The sequence below is a fragment of the Pseudomonas sp. DCA-1 genome, from assembly GCF_046523955.1.
GTDB classification, from domain to species: Bacteria; Pseudomonadota; Gammaproteobacteria; order Pseudomonadales; family Pseudomonadaceae; genus Aquipseudomonas; species Aquipseudomonas putida_Y.
Genome location: NZ_CP169881.1, coordinates 877,723 through 895,000, shown reverse-complemented (window position 1 = coordinate 895,000; position 17,278 = coordinate 877,723). Strand labels below are relative to the sequence as shown.

Below are 17,278 nucleotides of genomic sequence, written 5' to 3'. Positions count from 1 at the left end.
AAACAAAACGGTCGCGCGCGCCTATCGCAGGCGTGACTGGCCCGAAACAAACGTAGGAGCGAGCGCAGCTCGCGATGCGCCGCGCGGGCGGCGCTCGATCTCACAGGCACTGCAAAGGTGGTGGCGGACACATCTCATAGCCAACGCCCTCTCAAAACAGCCCTCTCCCCCTACAACAGCAACAACCAAACCCCAAAAACAAAACGGGGAGACCTACCGGCCTCCCCGCTTCTATATAGCTACACCACCAGCCAATCACTCAGCCTTGAGGGTAACCCGGCCAAACGACTTCTTACCCGCCTGGCATACATGAGTAGCACCAAGGACAAACATGAAGTCCTTGTCGACCACGGCACCATCAACCTTCACCGCGCCGCCACTAAGCAAATCACGAGCCTGTGCCGAGTTCTTCACCAACCCGGCCCGGTTCAGCACGGCAGCGATCGGCAGCCCCTCTGTCGCAGCCACTTCGATCTCCGGCAAGTCCTCCGGCAGCTCACCTTCCTTCATACGGTTACCCGCAGCACGATGAGCATTGGCAGCCGCCTCTTCACCATGGAAGCGCGCAACGATTTCTTCTGCCAACTTGATCTTGATGTCACGCGGATTGGCACCGTTGGCAACGTCGGTACGGAACTGCTCGATTTCTTCCATCGAACGGAAGCTCAGCAACTCGAAGTAACGCCACATCAGGGTATCCGGGATAGACACCAGCTTGCTGTACATAACCCCCGGCGCCTCCTGGATGCCGACATAGTTACCCAGCGACTTGGACATCTTCTTCACGCCGTCGAGCCCCTCGAGCAGCGGCATGGTCACGATGTTCTGCGCTTCCTGACCATAGGCGCGCTGCAGCTCGCGCCCCATCAGCAGGTTGAACTTCTGGTCGGTACCACCCAGCTCCACATCCGCCTTCAGTGCCACCGAGTCATAGCCTTGTACCAACGGGTATAGGAACTCGTGGATGGCAATCGGCTGGTTGGTGGTATAACGCTTGTCGAAGTCATCACGCTCCAGCATGCGCGCCACAGTGTACTGCGACGCCAGGCGAATGAAGTCAGCGGGGGTCAGCTTGTCCATCCAGGTGGAGTTGAACGCGACTTCGGTCTTGGCCGGATCGAGAATCTTGAACACCTGCTGCTTGTAAGTCTCGGCGTTATCCAGCACCTGCTCACGCGTCAGCGGCGGGCGGGTGGCACTTTTGCCACTGGGGTCGCCGATCATGCCGGTGAAGTCACCGATCAGGAAGATGACCTGATGGCCCAGCTCCTGGAACTGACGCAGCTTGTTGATCAGTACCGTGTGACCAAGGTGCAAGTCAGGTGCAGTAGGGTCGAAGCCAGCCTTGATGCGCAGAGGCTGGCCGCGCTTGAGCTTCTCCACCAGTTCCGACTCGACCAGTACTTCTTCCGCACCGCGCTTTATAAGCGCCAGCTGCTCTTCAACCGACTTCATAGACAAACCCGCAAGGCTCAGATTCAGGGGGAGCCAACCATACAAGATCGGCCGTCAAATACAAGTTTCGCAAAGGAATGTGACCCGGGCACAGGCTTGCGGCGTCTACGCGCCCTTGCGTGAAAATGGATTTGGTTATATTTTATACAGTTATTTCATCTTCATCATGTCATTCATCTTTTCCATTTCACTTTTTTCAAAGTCACCTTGCCTATGACCAACGAACCGCCTAAAGCGCCCCCGCTTTATCCGAAAAGCCATCTGTTGGCCGCCAGCGGCATTGCCGCCCTGCTCAGCTTGGCTCTGCTAGTGTTTCCATCCAGCGAAGTGGAAGCCAAGAAAACCACCCTCAACCTCGAGCTGGAGAGCCCTGCCGAGCAGCTTAAAGGCGAGTCACGTGCTGCGCCGCTGGTGCAGGCAGAAGACGGGCAAACATCGCCTTTCGCCCAGATCGAAGACGCTGCCCCCGAGACTCAGAAGGCCGAACAGAAAGCCCCGGCCGCCGAACCTGCCAAAGCACCAGGCCACCGCGAGATCACCGTGGCCCGTGGCGATACACTGTCAACCCTGTTCGCCAAGGTTGGCCTGCCGGCCAATGCAGTGCATGACGTGCTGGCAAGTAACAAGCAGGCCAAGCAGTTCAGCCAGCTCAAGCACGGCCAAGTGCTGCAGTTCGAGCTCGACAAGGATGGCCAACTGGCCAGCCTGAGCAGCAAGGTCAGCAGCCTCGAAACCATTCACCTGACCAAGACCGCCAAGGGCTACACCTTCAATCGGGACATCATCAAGCCGGTGGTGCGTACCGCCTATGCCCACGGAGTGATCAAGAGTTCGCTGTCGGCATCAGCCCAGCGCGCCGGCCTGTCCCACAGCACGACCATGAGCCTGGCCCGCGTGCTGGGTTACGACATCGACTTCGCTCAGGACATTCGCCCGGGCGACGAATTCGACGTGGTCTATGAGCAGAAGGTGATGGACGGCAAGGTCGTCGGCACCGGCAATATCCTGTCCGCCCGCTTCACCAACCGCGGCAAGACCTACACCGCCGTGCGCTATACCAACAAGCAGGGCAACACGAGCTACTACACCGCCGACGGCAACAGCCTGCGCAAGGCCTTCATCCGCACCCCGGTCGACTTCGCCCGCATCAGCTCACGCTTTTCCGCCGGCCGCAAACACCCGATCCTGAACAAGATCCGCGCCCACAAGGGTGTCGACTACGCAGCTCCCCGCGGCACGCCGATCAAGGCAGCTGGTGACGGCCGTATCGAGCTGGCCGGTCGCCGAGGTGGCTACGGTAATACCGTGATTATCCAGCACGGTAACCGTTACAAGACGCTGTACGGCCACATGCAGGGCTTCGCCAAGGGCATCAAGACTGGCAGCACGGTCAAGCAGGGCCAGATCATTGGCTATATCGGCACCACTGGCCTGTCCACCGGACCGCACCTGCACTACGAGTTTCAGGTCAACGGTGTGCACGTCGACCCGCTGAGCCAGAAAGTGCCGATGGCCGACCCGATCGCCAGAAACGAGCGCCAGCGCTTCCTGCAGCAGAGCCAACCACTGATTGCCCGTATGGACCAGGAAAAGGCAACCATGCTCGCAGCGAACAAGCGCTAAGCCATGGCGCTCTATCTGGGGGTGATGTCAGGCACCAGCCTCGATGGCCTGGACATTGCCCTGATCGAACAAGGCGAGCAGCCTGAGCTGCTCGCCACCCATTACCTGCCAATGCCCGACGACTTGCGTCAGGAGCTGCTTGCCCTGTGCAGCAGCGGCCCTGACGAGATCGCACGTGCGGCATTGGCGGAAAACCGCTGGGCCAGCCTGGCAGGCGAAGGTATCCACCAGTTGCTGGCTCGCCTAGGCCTGAAGGCGGAAGCCATCCGCGCCATTGGCAGCCACGGTCAGACCATCCGCCATGAACCGGCACGTGGTTTTACTGTGCAGATCGGCAACCCGGCGTTGCTCGCCGAGCTTACCGGCATCAGCGTGGTCGCCGACTTCCGCCGCCGCGATGTGGCAGCCGGTGGCCAAGGTGCGCCGCTGGTGCCCGCCTTCCACGAAACCCTGTTCAACCACCTTGGCCAGCGACTGGCAATACTGAACGTGGGCGGCTTCAGCAACCTGAGCCTGATCGAACAGGATAAACCGGTGCACGGCTTCGACTGCGGTCCTGGTAACGTGCTGCTGGATGCCTGGATCGAGCGCAAACTTGGCCTGGCCTACGATAAGGATGGTGCCTGGGCGGCTTCGGGGGTGGTTCAAGCGGGCCTGCTCAGTGCATTGCTCCGCGACCCGTTCTTCGCCGGCAGCGGCCCGAAGAGCACCGGCCGCGAGGTATTCAACCTGCCCTGGCTGGATGCCCACCTGGCCCGCCTACCCGTTTACCGCGACGAAGACGTACAGGCGACACTGTTGGAGCTGACCGCTCGAAGCATCATCGACTCGTTGAGCAACGCCCAGCAAGGCACCGAGGCGCTTCTTGTATGTGGTGGCGGCGCACGTAACGGAGCGCTGATGGCCCGCCTCGGTCAGTTGCTACCCGACGCCCATGTCGCCAGCACTGGTGCCCATGGCGTGGACCCGGACTGGGTCGAGGCCATGGCCTTTGCCTGGTTGGCCCATTGCTGTCTGGAAGGCATCGCTGCCAACCGCCCCACCGTTACTGCCGCCAAAGGGTTGCGCATACTGGGCGCGATCTACCCGGCATGACTGCTTCGCCAGAAATCAAAACGCCGCGCAATTGCGCGGCGTTTTGCTTTCTGGCGAAGCCTTAGATCGAGAACGACGAGCCGCAACCGCAGGTGGTGGCGGCATTCGGATTCTTGATCACGAAACGCGAACCTTCCAGGCCTTCCTGGTAGTCCACTTCGGCGCCGGCCAGGTACTGGAAGCTCATCGGGTCGACCACCAGGGAAACGCCCTCGCGCTCGACGATGGTGTCATCTTCGGCCACATCCTCATCAAACGTAAAGCCATACTGGAAGCCCGAGCAACCACCACCGGTCACGAACACCCGCAGTTTCAGACGTTCATTGCCTTCCTCATTGACCAGGTTTTTCACCTTCTGGGCTGCCCCATGGGTGAACTCCAGGCCGGTAGGGGTGAAGGTTTCGACACTCATGTTGATTCTCCCGGCGCGGTAGCCGCCATAAAACTCGATGACGCGCATTATCCGCTTTCCCGAGAAAATCGGTCAAGAATTGTGCGGCTTTAGTCGCGACATACAAAAAGGCCCGCACGACGCGGGCCTTTTCGAACGCTGGCTGCTTACGGCAGCAAGCCGGCATGGGACAGGCCCATGCGCTCATCCAGGCCGAACAGAATGTTGAGGTTCTGTACCGCCTGGCCGGAGGCGCCCTTGACCAGGTTGTCGATCACCGACAGCACCACCACCAGGTCACCACCCTGCGGGCGATGAACCGCAATGCGACAAACGTTGGCGCCGCGCACGCTGCGGGTTTCCGGGTGGCTGCCAGCTGGCATCACGTCGACGAACGGTTCGTCGGCGTAGCGCTTCTCGTACAGGGCCTGCAGGTCGACCGAGGTATCGACCACATTCGCGTACAGGGTGGCATGGATGCCGCGGATCATTGGCGTCAGATGCGGCACGAAAGTCAGCCCGATGTCCTTGCCCGCGGCCAGGCGCAAGCCCTGGCTGATCTCCGGCAGGTGGCGATGACCCTTTACCGCGTATGCTTTCATGCTTTCGCCGGCTTCGCAGAACAGCGAGCCCACAGCCGCACCGCGGCCTGCACCGCTGACGCCCGACTTGCAGTCGGCGATCAGGCGCGATGGGTCAGCCAGCCCTGCTTCCAGCAGCGGCAGGAAGCCCAGCTGGGTGGCGGTCGGATAGCAACCCGGCACAGCGATCAGGCGTGCCTGGCGGATCTTCTCGCGGTTGACTTCAGGCAGGCCATACACAGCGTCCTTGAGCAGCTCTGGCGCGCCATGCGGCTGACCGTACCACTTGCCCCACTCGGCGGCATCCTGCAGGCGGAAGTCGGCCGACAGGTCGATCACCTTGGTGCCGGCCGCCAACAGCTCACCAGCCAGGGCGTGGGCAACACCATGCGGCGTGGCGAAGAACACCACATCGCAGGCGGCCAGAGCCTTGCTGTCCGGCACGCTGAACGCCAACCCGTCATAATGGCCGCGCAGGTTCGGGTACATGTCCGCCACCGCCACGCCCGCCTCGGAGCGCGAAGTGATGACCGCCACTTCGGCCTGTGGATGCTGTGCCAGCAGACGCAACAGTTCGACGCCGGTGTAACCCGTGCCGCCGACGATACCGACCTTGATCATAACGCTTGCCCCTTATCAACGAGCCGTCTGGAAAGCGCACGATAATAGGGGCGTGGGGCGCCTGTAACAACTCTTCGGGTGACCCTTCGGGCGCTTGACCACTACTATCTGACGACCGTGATTACCTGAAGGAACTCCCTCCATGCTTTACCTATGGATCAAAGCGCTGCATATCGTCAGCGTGGTCTGCTGGTTCGCCGGCCTGTTCTACCTGCCCAGGCTGTTCGTCTACCACGCCCAGAGCCAGGACAGCATCAGCCAGGAACGCTTCGTGACCATGGAGCGCAAGCTATATCGCGGAATCATGAACCCGGCGATGATCGCCACCTACGTCTTTGGCGCCTGGATGCTGTACCTCAATCCCGGCTGGCTGAGCCAGGGGTGGCTGCATGCCAAGCTCACCCTGGTCATCCTGCTGACCGGCTACCATCACGTGTGCGGCGCCCAGCGCAAACGCTTCGCCAATGGCACCAACACCCGCAGCCACGTCTACTATCGCTGGTTCAACGAAGTGCCCGTGCTGATCCTGCTGGGTATCGTCATTCTGGTGGTGGTGAAACCGTTCTGACATAGCCACCCGCTCAAGGAGCCTTGCCATGTCGCTACCTGCCTCGCTCGAGCAACGCCTGCGGCTGCCCGTGGTTGCCGCGCCGATGTTCCTCATCTCCAACCCCCAACTGGTGCTGGCCTGCTGCGCCAGCGGCGTGGTTGGCAGTTTCCCGGCCCTGAACCAACGCGACAGCGCTGGCTTCAAGGCCTGGTTGGAAGAGATCGAGGCTGGCCTGGCTGACCTGCAGGCGCCAGCGCCCTATGCCGTCAACCTGATCGTCCACCCGACCAACCCGCGCCTGCAGGCCGACTTGGCATTGTGCGTCGAACACCGTGTCCCGATCGTCATCACCAGCCTCGGGGCGGTAAAGGAAGTGGTCGATGCCGTGCACGGTTACGGCGGCCTGGTCCTCCACGATGTCACCACCCGCCGGCATGCCGAGAAAGCAGCCGAAGCCGGTGTCGATGGCCTTATCGCTGTCGCCGCAGGCGCAGGCGGCCATGCCGGCACCTGGAGCCCGTTCGCCCTGGCCGCAGAAATTCGCCAGTTCTTCGACAAGACCCTGTTGCTGGCTGCATCAACCACGGCCACGAAATCCTGGCCGCACAACTGCTGGGGGCGGACTTGGCGTACATGGGCACGCGCTTCATCGCTACCACAGAAAGCCAGGCTCAGGGCGCCTACAAACAGATGCTGCTGGATGCCCATGCCGCCGACATCATCCACACCCCAGTGGTGTCCGGCATCCCAGCCAGCTTCCTGCGCCAGAGCCTGGAGCAGGCCGGCTACGACATGAACGCCCTCAAGGGGGGGCAGGTGCAAGGCAAGCTCAAGCCAATCGATGACGAAGCCAAGGCCTGGAAGACCGTATGGTCAGCGGGCCAGGGCGTCGGAGCCATCCATGACCTGCCCAGCGCCAGCGCATTGATCGAGCGCCTGCATGGCGAGTACCGACAAGCCCTGGAACGCTGCCAGGTTTTGCGCGCCAGCACCTTGTAGCAAAAGGCAACACCTTGCACGGGCAAGTTGTACACTAGGCGCCCTCTTCCGCCCCCAGGAGCCTTGCATGACCCGTTACGCCATGATCACTGGTGCTTCCAGCGGCCTGGGCCTGGCCTTGGCGGAAGCGCTGGCACGGCGCGGGCGCAATCTGATCCTGGTGGCACGCCAACGAGAAACGCTGGAGCCTGTCGCCATGGAGCTGACCCAGCGTTTTGGTGTCGAGGTGCTGTTCCGCGCCTGCGACCTCAGTCAGCCGTTGCGCCTTTCAGGCTTCGTGCTAGAGCTGGAAGAAGGTGAGCGGCGTATCGATTTGCTGGTCAACTGCGCGGGCTTGCGCACCTATGGGCCGTTCCTGGCCCATGAATGGGCCGACGAACAAGACCTGCTGGAGGTCAACGTGCTGGCCCTGAGCCGCCTGTGCCACGCCATCGGTAACCTGATGGCTGTGCAGGGTGGCGGGCAGATTCTCAACGTCGCCGGCCTGGCCGGGGTGGCGCCTGGCCCATGGATGGCCGCCTATGCCGCCAGCAAGGCCTACGTTTTGAGCTTTTCCCAGGCCCTGCGCGAAGAACTGAAACGCACCGGCATCAAGGTCTCGGTACTGTGCCCTGGCCCAGTACGCTCCGCACGCAGGCGCATTGCGCGGCTCGATGGCAAGCCGCGCTGTCTCAGCCCAGAGGAAGTGGCGCTGTACACCGTGCGGGCACTGGACAAGAACCGCGCGCTGATCATGCCCGGTCGGCGCAACCGCTGGCTGGCGTTCGCCCCGCGGCTGCTGCCGCGCTGGCTGGTGCGCAAGCTGGCCGGGGCCATCCACCGCCGCTATTGCCCCTTAGGCATGGAATAGCCACTGGGCGAGCGGCGCCCGGCTGAGTAAACTCGGCCCGACCCTCACCATGGAGCAAGTGCTGTGGACGATCTATTCCTCAAAATCATCAACCGGGAAATCCCGGCAGATATCATCTATGAAGACGACCAGATCCTGGCCTTCAAGGACATTGCACCCGCGGCACCGGTACATTTTCTGGTCATCCCGAAAAAGCACATTCGCACCCTCAATGACCTGACCGAAGAAGACAAGGCCCTGGCTGGCCACATCCTGTTCACCGCCCAGCGCCTGGCTGTCGAACAAGGCTGCGAGGAAGGTTTCCGCGTGGTCATGAACTGCAACCCCAAAGGCGGCCAGACCGTCTACCACATCCATATGCACGTGCTTGGCCAGCGCCAGATGAACTGGCCACCGGGCTGACCCACGGCAAGCGACCCCGCCGCTATTGCGGTAAACTGTCGGGCACATTCTTGCGGAGGTGCCCGATGGCTACCGAACGTCACTACTCGCCGCTCGACCGCTTGTTGCTGCAGGCCGATACTGCCATGCGCACCTTGCTGCCATTCAGCGGCCAACCCGCCCGGCCATCGCCGGCCATCGTCCAGCCAGACGCTGACCTGGACGAGCAACAGGCCCGTCATATTGCCGGGCTGATGCGCATCAACCATACCGGTGAAGTCTGCGCCCAGGCGTTGTACCAAGGCCAGGCCCTGACCGCCAAGTTGCCGGAAGTGCGCAAGGCCATGGAGCATGCCGCTGAGGAAGAAATCGACCACCTGGCCTGGTGCGAACAGCGCATTCGCCAGCTGAACAGCCACCCGAGCGTGCTCAACCCGCTGTTCTACGGCATGTCGTTTGGCATCGGCGCACTGGCCGGGCTGGTCAGCGACAAGGTCAGCCTGGGCTTCGTCGCCGCTACCGAACATCAGGTGTGCAAGCACCTCGACGAGCACCTGGAGCAGCTCCCGCACGAAGATGAAAAATCCCGGGCCATTCTCGAGCAAATGCGCATCGACGAAGAGCAGCACGCCGAGTCCGCACTGGAGGCCGGTGGTTATCGCTTCCCGGCCCCCGTCCGCTTTGGCATGAGCTTGCTGGCCAAGGTCATGACCAAAAGCACATACCGCATCTGAAGGCATCACCATGACGGATCGATTCGACGCCAAGGACCTGGCGCGCGCCGTGCAAGCAGGCATTCTCCAACCAGGCCAGGACCAAAGCCTGTTGGCATTCCTGCGCCAGCAGCCCGCACCACGTGGCAGCTTTCAGCTGGCCCATGTTGCCTTCTACTTTGGCGCCATGCTGATCATGGCGGCAATGGGCTGGTTGCTCACCGAGGCCTGGATGAGCATCGGTGACAGCGCGCTGTTGATCATCGCCAGCCTCTATATCCTGCTGATCACCTTGTTCGCCCTCAATCTGCAACGCCGCGCCCAGCCCGTCGCCGCTGGCGTGCTGGCAGCAGTAGCAGTCAGCATCGTGCCGCTGGCGGTATTCGCTATCGAACGCATGGTCGGTTGGTGGCCACTGGACGATGCGCAGGCCGACTACCACCAGTACTACACCTACGTGCAGGGTGGCTGGCTGGCGATGGAAGCAGCCACGGTGCTTGCCGGGCTGATAATGCTTCGGCTGATCCCCTACCCGTTCGTTGTCATGCCAATCGCCGTGGCCTTGTGGTTCATGTCGATGGACCTTAGCGAGTGGTTCTTCGGCTCCCCGTTCAGTTGGGAGCAGCGTCGCCAGGTATCCCTGTGGTTTGGGCTGGGCTTGCTGGTGGTTTTCCTCGTGATAGACGGCCGCACGCGTGAGGACTACGCCCGTTGGGGTTACCTCGCCGGGCTGGCAGCATTCTGGGGCGGGTTGACGCTGCTGGACAGCGGCAGTGAGTTGGGCAAGGCCCTGTACTGCCTGATCAACATTGCGCTGATGGGCATGGCGGTACTGCTGCGCCGGCCGGTTTTCATGGTGTTTGGTGCACTGGGGGTGGCGGCATATCTGGGATATCTGTCGTACGAGGTATTTGCCCAGTCGTTGCTGTTCCCGGTAGTGCTGACCATGATCGGGCTGGGGGTTATCTGGCTTGGCCTGGTTTACCAAAAGCGCCGGGAGCGGTTGAGCCAGGCGCTAAGAAGCAATCTTCCGCAATGGTTGCGAATGGCCCTTCCGGCGCTGCGCAACTGAAGGTCGGCCGGGCAGTATGTGGGAGCGGCTTCACCCGCTCCCTCAGGGGCTGCAAAGCGGCGCCGGAATCTCAGCCTTAACCCAGCTCTACGATTTCATACCCATGGGTAATCTCAACCCCGGCACGCTCAAGCATGATCGAAGCCGAGCAGTACTTTTCCGCCGACAGCTCCACCGCCCGCTTGACCTGCGCTTCTTTCAGCCCACGCCCTTTAACCACGAAGTTCATGTGAATCTTGGTGAACACCTTGGGGTCTTCGCTGGCACGCTCCGCTTCAAGAAATGCCTCACAGCTTTCCACTGCCTGGCGCGACTTCTTCAGAATGCTCACCACGTCAAAGCTGCTGCAACCACCCAGGCCCAGCAACAGCATTTCCATCGGTCGCACGCCCAGGTTGCGGCCGCCGGCCTCGGGCGGGCCGTCCATCACGACGACATGGCCGCTCCCCGATTCGCCGAGGAACATTGCCTCACCGGCCCACTGGATACGTGCCTTCATCTACCCGGACTCCTGATTTTCGGAAAAGGGTGTCAGCTTAGACCTTGTGCGGCTGTGGGAAAAGCACGAGATGTGTCGGTTTAGTACCGAAACATCCTGTAGTGTCTGATAAGCTGGCGCCAAATGACTGGCGCCCTCCGTCAGCCAACCTCTATAAAAAGCTTATGCGTCATATCGAACAGGATTTCGTGATGGTTGCCTCCGCCCTACCCGCCAAGATAAAGAACATCGACAAGCTGCTGGTGCACTGCCAGCGCCGCCGCTACACCGCCAAAAGCAATATCATCTGCGCCGGCGACCGGGCCGAGACACTGTCGTTCATCATCAAGGGTTCGGTCACCATCCTCATCGAGGACGATGACGGCCATGAAATGATCATCGCCTACCTCAACAATGGCGATTTCTTTGGCGAGCTAGGCCTGTTCGAGCCCGTTGATGGCGAGCAGCAGCGCAGTGCCTGGGTACGCGCCAAGACCGAATGCGAAGTGGCCGAAATCAGCTACGAAAAGTTTCGCGAACTGGCGCGCCAGGACCCTGAAATCCTCTACGCCCTGGGCAGTCAAATGGCCCAGCGCCTGCGCAACACTACGCGCAAGGTTGGCGATTTGGCATTTTTCGACGTGACCGGGCGAGTTGCACGTTGCCTGCTGGAGCTGTGCAAGCAGCCCGACGCCATGACCCACCCCGATGGCATGCAGATCAAGATTACCCGTCAGGAAATCGGCCGAATCGTCGGTTGCTCCCGGGAAATGGTCGGCCGCGTTCTAAAGGATTTGGAGGAACGCAGCCTGGTGCAGGTCAAGGGTAAGACCATGGTGGTCTACGGTACCCGCTAGTCCTTGGGCAACTCGGCCAGTACCTTGGCGTAGGCCTGCGAAAGGCGCTCGAACCAGGGTGCTGCCGGCGCTACTTCGTGCAAGGCGATGTGCGCATCAGCGCGACAGCGTTGCTCCAGCTCGCAGCACTCGTTGAAGCGGTTGACCGCCGCCACCATCGACTCGCGCTCGTTGTCCAGCAGCAGGGCACCGTGCACCAGCACCACCGGGCGCTTGCCACCCAGGCCCTGACGCCAGCGCTGGGCGGTACCCACCAGTTTGCGGCCATTGAGGTTGACGTTGTAGCGGCCATCGCAGAAGGCCCCGTCAATTTCCCCGACTGACGCTACCCCTCCCCACTCGCGCAGCACATCGCACAGCGGCAGACACAGGCGCTCGTAGGCATTTTCGATACGGCCGTGGTCACCTTCACTGCGCGGCGCGGCGTAGACCAGTGCAACGTTCACTGTCGAGTGCGACTGAGGCACCGGCTCACCGCCGGTTTCTCGCAGCAGCACCGGCCAGCCAGCAATAGCCAATTCCGCGCAGGCGACCTCGAAGTTGCCCAGCCGGCTCATGCGCCGAGGCATGACCAGCGCGTGGTCGGTCGGGCGCCAGAACAGCACGCCACTGTCACGCTCGCCACGGCAGACGGCGGCCAGCAATTCCTGTTCGGCGTGCAGGCCTTGTTCGACGCTCAGGGCCAAGGGTTGATCGGTCATTGATCCACCTATTTTGTTGTTTTCACCGGCCTCTTCGCGGGTAAACCCGCTCCCACAACAGGGCGCGTACCCGTGTAGGGGCGGGCTTGCCCGCGAAGAGGCCATTACAGGTACAAAAAAGCCGGCAAAAACGCCGGCTTCATTTAATCAGTCCAGTTGCTGAACAGTCTTCTTCACCTGCTCGGGGAAGAACAGCCGCTGTAATTCCAGGCCAGGCTGCTCGGCGCGCATGAACGCCTCACCCACCAGGAACGAGTAAACCTCGTTGATTGCCATCAGCTCCACATCGGCCCGGTTGAGAATACCGCTTTCGGTAATCGCCAGACGGTCACGCGGAATGCGCGGCAACAGGTCGAGGGTGGTTTCCAGGCTGACCTCAAAAGTATGCAGGTTGCGGTTGTTCACCCCCACCAGCGGTGTATCCAGGGTTTTCAGCGCGCGCTCCAGTTCATCGCCATCGTGCACTTCTACCAACACGTCGAGGCCGACGTCCTTGGCAGTGGCGGCCAGCTCAGCCATCTTCACGTCATCCAGCGCCGACACGATCAGCAGTACGCAGTCTGCCCCCAGGGCCCGGGCTTCAACGATCTGGTAAGGGTCGACCATGAAGTCCTTACGGATCACCGGCAGCGAAACAGCTGCGCGGGCCTGCTGCAAGTACTCATCGGCCCCCTGGAAATAATCGACATCGGTCAGCACCGACAGGCAGGTGGCCCCGCCCTTCTCGTAGCTGACCGCGATTTCCGCCGGCACGAAGTGCTCACGGATCACGCCCTTGCTTGGCGAAGCCTTCTTGATTTCGGCAATCACCGCTGGCTGCTTGCGTTTGGCCTGCTCGATCAGCGCGTTGGCGAAGCCTCGCGGGGTGTCGGCGGCCTTGGCCAGGCCTTCCAGTTCGGCGAAGCTGACGCGTGCACTACGCTCGGCCACTTCTTGAAACTTGCGGGCAATGATCCTTTCCAGCACCGTCGGCACACTCATGCTTCGTTCTCCACCTTGAATACTGCAGTAAAGGCGCCCAATTCCTGCAGCTTCTCCCAGGCCAGGCCGGTGTGCAGTACATCATGGGCCAGTTCTACACCGGCTTTCAGGCTCATGGCATGGTCAGCGGCATACAGCGCCGCGCCAGCATTAAGCACGATCATTTCGGCGGCCTTCTGGCCGTTCTCGGTCTTGCGCCGGCCCAGCGCATCGCGGATCAACTCCAGCGAAGCCTGCGGGCTCTCGACAGCCAGGCCATGAAGGCTCTGACTCTTAATGCCGAGGTCTTCCGGCTCGACCCAATATTCAGTAATTTCGTCGTTTTTCAGTTCGGCGACAAAGGTGGGTGCGGCCAGGCTGAACTCGTCCAGGCCATCCTTCGAGTGCACTACCAGCACATGCTTGCTACCCAGACGCTGCAGCACCTCAGCCAGCGGGCGGCAAAGGGCTTGCGCGAACACACCGACCACCTGGTGCTTCACTCCGGCCGGATTCGTAAGCGGGCCGAGCATATTGAACAGGGTGCGCAACCCCAGTTCTCGACGCGGGCCTGCGGCGTGCTTCATGGCCGAGTGGTGACTTTGCGCAAACATGAAACCGATGCCCAGGCTGTCGATGCAGCGCGCCACTTGAGTTGGCGTCAGGTTCAGGTAGATGCCGGCAGCTTCCAGCAAGTCGGCACTGCCGCTCTTGCCCGATACCGCACGGTTACCGTGCTTGGCCACCGGGCAGCCCGCCGCCGCCAGGACGAAGGACGAAGCGGTGGAGACGTTGAAGATGTTGGCGCCATCACCGCCGGTACCGACAATATCGACGACACCATCAAGGCTTTGCAGCTCGACCTTTTCGGCCAGCTCACGCATCACCGACACCGCGCCGACGATTTCGTCGATGCTTTCGCTTTTCATGCGCATGCCCATCAGGAAGGCACCTATCTGCGCCTCGCTGCACTGACCGGTCATGATCTGGCGCATGACCTGACGCATTTCGTCGGTAGTAAGGTCCAGCTGGCCGACGATACGGCTCAACGCACTCTTGATATCCATGTTCGATCCTTAACGGCGGCCGCCGGTCTGCTTGAGGAAATTGGCGAACAGTTCATGGCCCTGCTCGGTCAGGATCGACTCAGGGTGGAATTGCACCCCTTCGATATTCAGCGTCTTGTGGCGCAGGCCCATGATCTCATCGACCGAACCGTCAGCATGGGAGGTCCAGGCGGTAACTTCCAGGCAGTCGGGCAAGGTTTCACGCTTTACCACCAGCGAGTGGTAACGGGTCACGGTCAGCGGGTTGTTAAGGCTGGCGAACACGCCCAGGTCGCGGTGATATACCGGGCTGGTCTTGCCGTGCATGACCTGGCGTGCACGTACAACGTCGCCGCCAAAAGCCTGCCCGATTGACTGGTGGCCCAGGCATACGCCGAGGATTGGCAACTTGCCAGCAAAGTACAGGATGGCCTCGATGGACACGCCCGCTTCGCTTGGGGTGCACGGCCCCGGGGATACGACGATGCGCTCAGGGTTGAGGGCCTCGATCTGGGCGATTGTCATTTCGTCATTGCGAATGACCTTGACCTCGGCACCCAGCTCGCCAAGGTACTGAACGACGTTGTAAGTGAATGAGTCGTAATTGTCGATCATCAGTAACATGGTGTTAAACCTCTTGAATCTACTGACTTCATGATTCGAACCTTCCTGCACCAGCCACAGGCGCGGCTTTGCCACAACGGGCGGTAAACGAGAAGGCAAACGGGGACGGGCCGGGCGGGCCGGCAGGAGATAAAGTCAGGCGCGCCAACGCCAACGGGCGTGGGCCTTGATTACGCGCATCAAGAGTTTGCTGACGATCAACACAGGATAGGTCTCGCTCATACGTCCCGGCACAGTAGCCTACCGGGGCGACGGGCGCAATATGCCTGTAAACACGGGGAAACGAATGGACTTGGGAGGGAAGCACTACGATTTGCTAAGGTCGATGGGGTTGTCCTTATAAAAACAAAGAAAAGGATGTTCCCTGATGCGAAAAGCCCCGTTATTGCGCTTTACCCTCGCTTCACTGGCCTTGGCCTGCAGCCAGGCGTTAGCAGGCCCTTCGCCCTATTCCACCCTTGTCGTGTTTGGCGACAGCCTCGCCGATGCGGGGCAGTTTCCCGACCTGGGCGGCGGTACCCCAGGCGCGCGTTTCACCAACCGCGATGCCGACGGCAACTTTGCCCCAGTGTCACCGATGATCCTCGGTAGCCGCCTGGGGGTCGCGCCAGGCGACCTGAACCCGTCGACATCAATAGGCATCAGCCCCGATGGTAATAACTGGGCAGTCGGCGGGTACACCACCCAGCAGATCCTGGACTCGATCACGACAACGTCCGAGACCGTCATCCCACCTGGAAACCCCAATGCCGGGTTGGTGCTGCGCGAGCGCCCCGGCTACCTGGCCAACGGGCTGCGCGCCGACCCAAATGCCTTGTACTATCTGACAGGCGGCGGTAACGACTTCCTGCAGGGCCTGGTGAATAGCCCGGCCGACGCCGTAGCCGCCGGCGCCCGCCTGGCTGCCAGCGCCCAAGCGCTTCAGCAAGGAGGTGCGCGCTACATCATGGTCTGGCTACTGCCTGACCTCGGCCAAACACCCAATTTCAGCGGCACGCCACAGCAAAACCCACTGTCACTGCTCTCCGCTGCGTTCAACCAGTCATTGATCAGCCAGTTGGGGCAGATCGATGCCCAGATCATTCCACTGAACATCCCTACGCTGTTGAGCGAGGCGTTGGCCAGCCCCAGCCAGTTCGGCCTGGCCAGCGACCAGAACCTTGTCGGCACCTGCTACAGCGGAGACAGTTGCGTGGAAAACCCGGTGTACGGGATCAACGGTACAACGCCAGACCCGACCAAACTGCTGTTCAACGACTCGGTACACCCGACCATCGCGGGCCAACAACTGATTGCCGATTACGCCTACTCGATCCTCGCTGCCCCTTGGGAACTGACCCTGCTACCGGAAATGGCCCACGCCAGTCTGCGGGCTCACCAGGATGAGTTGCGCAATCAGTGGCAGACGCCTTGGCAAGCAGTTGGCCAATGGCAAGCCTTTGTCGCCAGCGGCGCTCAGGACCTGGACTTCGACGGCCAGCACAGCGCGGCCAGCGGTGACGGTCGCGGCTACAACCTGACCTTTGGCGGCAGCTATCGCCTGAACGACGCCTGGCGCCTGGGCCTGGCCGGCGGTGCGTACCGGCAGAAGCTGGAAGCTGGCGAACAGGACTCGGACTACAAGCTGAACAGCTATATGGCCAGTGCCTTTGCCCAATACCGCCAGGACCGCTGGTGGGCCGACGCAGCGCTGACCGCCGGGCACCTGGACTACAGCGATCTCAAGCGTACCTTCGCCCTGGGCGTGAATGACCGCAGTGAGAAGGGCGACACCGACGGCGAAGCCTGGGCATTGTCCGGGCGGCTGGGCTACAACCTGGCGGCCGACACCAGCAACTGGCAGTTGGCACCTTTCATCAGTGCCGACTATGCGCGGGTGAAGGTGGATGGCTACGACGAGAAGAGCGGGCGCTCGACGGCGCTTGCCTTCGATGACCAGGAGCGCACTTCACGCCGCCTGGGCGTGGGGCTGCTGGGCAGTGTGCAGGTACTGCCAGGTACCCGGCTTTTCGCCGAGGTGGCACAGGAGCATGAGTTCGAGGACGACGAGCAGGATGTGACGATGCACCTGACCAGCTTGCCGGCAAATGACTTCACCCTGACCGGGTATACACCGCACAGCGACCTGACCCGGGCGAGCCTGGGAGTAAGCCATGAACTGGTGGCGGGGGTGCATTTGCGCGGGAACTACAACTGGCGCAAAAGTGATGAGTTGACGCAGCAGGGCATTAGCCTGGGGGTTAGTGTGGACTTCTAAATTGCTGGGGCCGCTTTGCGGCCC

Annotated in this window: 17 protein-coding genes and 1 pseudogene; 10 read left to right on the top strand and 8 right to left on the bottom strand. The window is 61.4% G+C overall.

The window, feature by feature from the left end:
- Positions 1-255: 255 nt before the first annotated feature.
- Positions 256-1,455, bottom strand: a complete 1,200-nt coding sequence (tyrS, locus tag ACE4QZ_RS04330) for a tyrosine--tRNA ligase (RefSeq protein WP_021782738.1) — start codon at positions 1,453-1,455, stop codon at positions 256-258.
- A 213-nt stretch (positions 1,456-1,668) separates the two neighbouring features.
- Here tyrS and ACE4QZ_RS04325 point away from each other — a divergent pair, with 213 nt between their 5' ends.
- On the top strand, positions 1,669-3,078 hold the full coding sequence (locus ACE4QZ_RS04325; protein ID WP_021782737.1) for a peptidoglycan DD-metalloendopeptidase family protein: 1,410 nt from the start codon (positions 1,669-1,671) through the stop codon (positions 3,076-3,078).
- 3 nt (positions 3,079-3,081) lie between these two features.
- Positions 3,082-4,173, top strand: coding sequence for an anhydro-N-acetylmuramic acid kinase (locus ACE4QZ_RS04320; protein WP_021782736.1), 1,092 nt, complete (start codon positions 3,082-3,084; stop codon positions 4,171-4,173).
- 61 nt (positions 4,174-4,234) lie between these two features.
- On the opposite strand, the gene erpA is transcribed toward ACE4QZ_RS04320, so the two are convergent.
- Both erpA and argC read right to left on the bottom strand, forming a co-directional pair.
- The gene (erpA, locus tag ACE4QZ_RS04315) at positions 4,235-4,585 is read right to left on the bottom strand and encodes an iron-sulfur cluster insertion protein ErpA (RefSeq protein WP_003255511.1); all 351 of its coding nucleotides are present in this window, start codon (positions 4,583-4,585) and stop codon (positions 4,235-4,237) included.
- Positions 4,586-4,731: 146 nt separating this feature from the next.
- Positions 4,732-5,766: an N-acetyl-gamma-glutamyl-phosphate reductase gene (gene argC / locus ACE4QZ_RS04310; protein WP_021782735.1), complete on the bottom strand. Its 1,035-nt coding sequence runs from the start codon at positions 5,764-5,766 to the stop codon at positions 4,732-4,734.
- Positions 5,767-5,908: 142 nt separating this feature from the next.
- Between argC and hemJ the strand changes: the two genes are divergently transcribed.
- The 6 genes and pseudogenes from hemJ to ACE4QZ_RS04280 all read left to right on the top strand — a co-directional run bounded on the left by hemJ (position 5,909) and on the right by ACE4QZ_RS04280 (position 10,331).
- On the top strand, positions 5,909-6,334 hold the full coding sequence (gene hemJ, locus ACE4QZ_RS04305; RefSeq protein ID WP_021782734.1) for a protoporphyrinogen oxidase HemJ: 426 nt from the start codon (positions 5,909-5,911) through the stop codon (positions 6,332-6,334).
- Positions 6,335-6,362: 28 nt separating this feature from the next.
- Positions 6,363-7,315: pseudogene (locus ACE4QZ_RS04300) on the top strand (NAD(P)H-dependent flavin oxidoreductase).
- 67 nt (positions 7,316-7,382) lie between these two features.
- Positions 7,383-8,165 carry an SDR family NAD(P)-dependent oxidoreductase gene (locus ACE4QZ_RS04295; protein WP_021782732.1) on the top strand — a complete coding sequence of 261 codons (783 nt, stop codon included), beginning with the start codon at positions 7,383-7,385 and terminating at the stop codon, positions 8,163-8,165.
- A gap of 63 nt (positions 8,166-8,228) precedes the next feature.
- The gene (locus tag ACE4QZ_RS04290) at positions 8,229-8,567 is read left to right on the top strand and encodes a histidine triad nucleotide-binding protein (protein ID WP_003255518.1); all 339 of its coding nucleotides are present in this window, start codon (positions 8,229-8,231) and stop codon (positions 8,565-8,567) included.
- 65 nt (positions 8,568-8,632) lie between these two features.
- On the top strand, positions 8,633-9,280 hold the full coding sequence (gene coq7, locus ACE4QZ_RS04285; RefSeq protein WP_021782731.1) for a 2-polyprenyl-3-methyl-6-methoxy-1,4-benzoquinone monooxygenase: 648 nt from the start codon (positions 8,633-8,635) through the stop codon (positions 9,278-9,280).
- A 10-nt stretch (positions 9,281-9,290) separates the two neighbouring features.
- Positions 9,291-10,331 carry a hypothetical protein gene (locus tag ACE4QZ_RS04280; protein WP_021782730.1) on the top strand — a complete coding sequence of 347 codons (1,041 nt, stop codon included), beginning with the start codon at positions 9,291-9,293 and terminating at the stop codon, positions 10,329-10,331.
- 76 nt (positions 10,332-10,407) lie between these two features.
- Here the strand turns inward: ACE4QZ_RS04280 and ACE4QZ_RS04275 are convergent, their stop codons facing one another.
- A complete protein-coding gene (locus ACE4QZ_RS04275; RefSeq protein WP_004376171.1) occupies positions 10,408-10,830 on the bottom strand; it encodes an OsmC family protein in 423 nt (140 codons plus the stop codon).
- Positions 10,831-11,021: 191 nt separating this feature from the next.
- Here ACE4QZ_RS04275 and crp point away from each other — a divergent pair, with 191 nt between their 5' ends.
- A complete protein-coding gene (gene crp, locus ACE4QZ_RS04270) occupies positions 11,022-11,666 on the top strand; it encodes a cAMP-activated global transcriptional regulator CRP (RefSeq protein WP_019436724.1) in 645 nt (214 codons plus the stop codon).
- Here crp and ACE4QZ_RS04265 read toward each other — a convergent pair.
- From ACE4QZ_RS04265 to ACE4QZ_RS04250, 4 genes are all read right to left on the bottom strand, one after another.
- Complete coding sequence (locus ACE4QZ_RS04265) at positions 11,663-12,367, bottom strand: biotin/lipoate A/B protein ligase family protein (RefSeq protein WP_021782729.1); 705 nt, start codon at positions 12,365-12,367, stop codon at positions 11,663-11,665. The genes crp and ACE4QZ_RS04265 overlap by 4 nt on opposite strands.
- A 147-nt stretch (positions 12,368-12,514) precedes the next feature.
- Positions 12,515-13,348 (bottom strand): indole-3-glycerol phosphate synthase TrpC, encoded by an 834-nt coding sequence (gene trpC, locus ACE4QZ_RS04260; protein WP_021782728.1) that lies wholly within the window; start codon positions 13,346-13,348, stop codon positions 12,515-12,517.
- Entirely contained in the window at positions 13,345-14,394 is a 1,050-nt protein-coding gene (gene trpD, locus ACE4QZ_RS04255; protein WP_021782727.1) for an anthranilate phosphoribosyltransferase, read from the bottom strand. The genes trpC and trpD overlap by 4 nt, the downstream gene beginning before the upstream one ends.
- A 9-nt stretch (positions 14,395-14,403) precedes the next feature.
- A complete protein-coding gene (locus ACE4QZ_RS04250) occupies positions 14,404-14,997 on the bottom strand; it encodes an aminodeoxychorismate/anthranilate synthase component II (RefSeq protein WP_274101375.1) in 594 nt (197 codons plus the stop codon).
- Positions 14,998-15,364: 367 nt separating this feature from the next.
- Here ACE4QZ_RS04250 and estP point away from each other — a divergent pair, with 367 nt between their 5' ends.
- Positions 15,365-17,254 carry an esterase EstP gene (gene estP / locus ACE4QZ_RS04245; protein WP_274101389.1) on the top strand — a complete coding sequence of 630 codons (1,890 nt, stop codon included), beginning with the start codon at positions 15,365-15,367 and terminating at the stop codon, positions 17,252-17,254.
- The last annotated feature ends 24 nt before the right edge of the window (positions 17,255-17,278 follow it).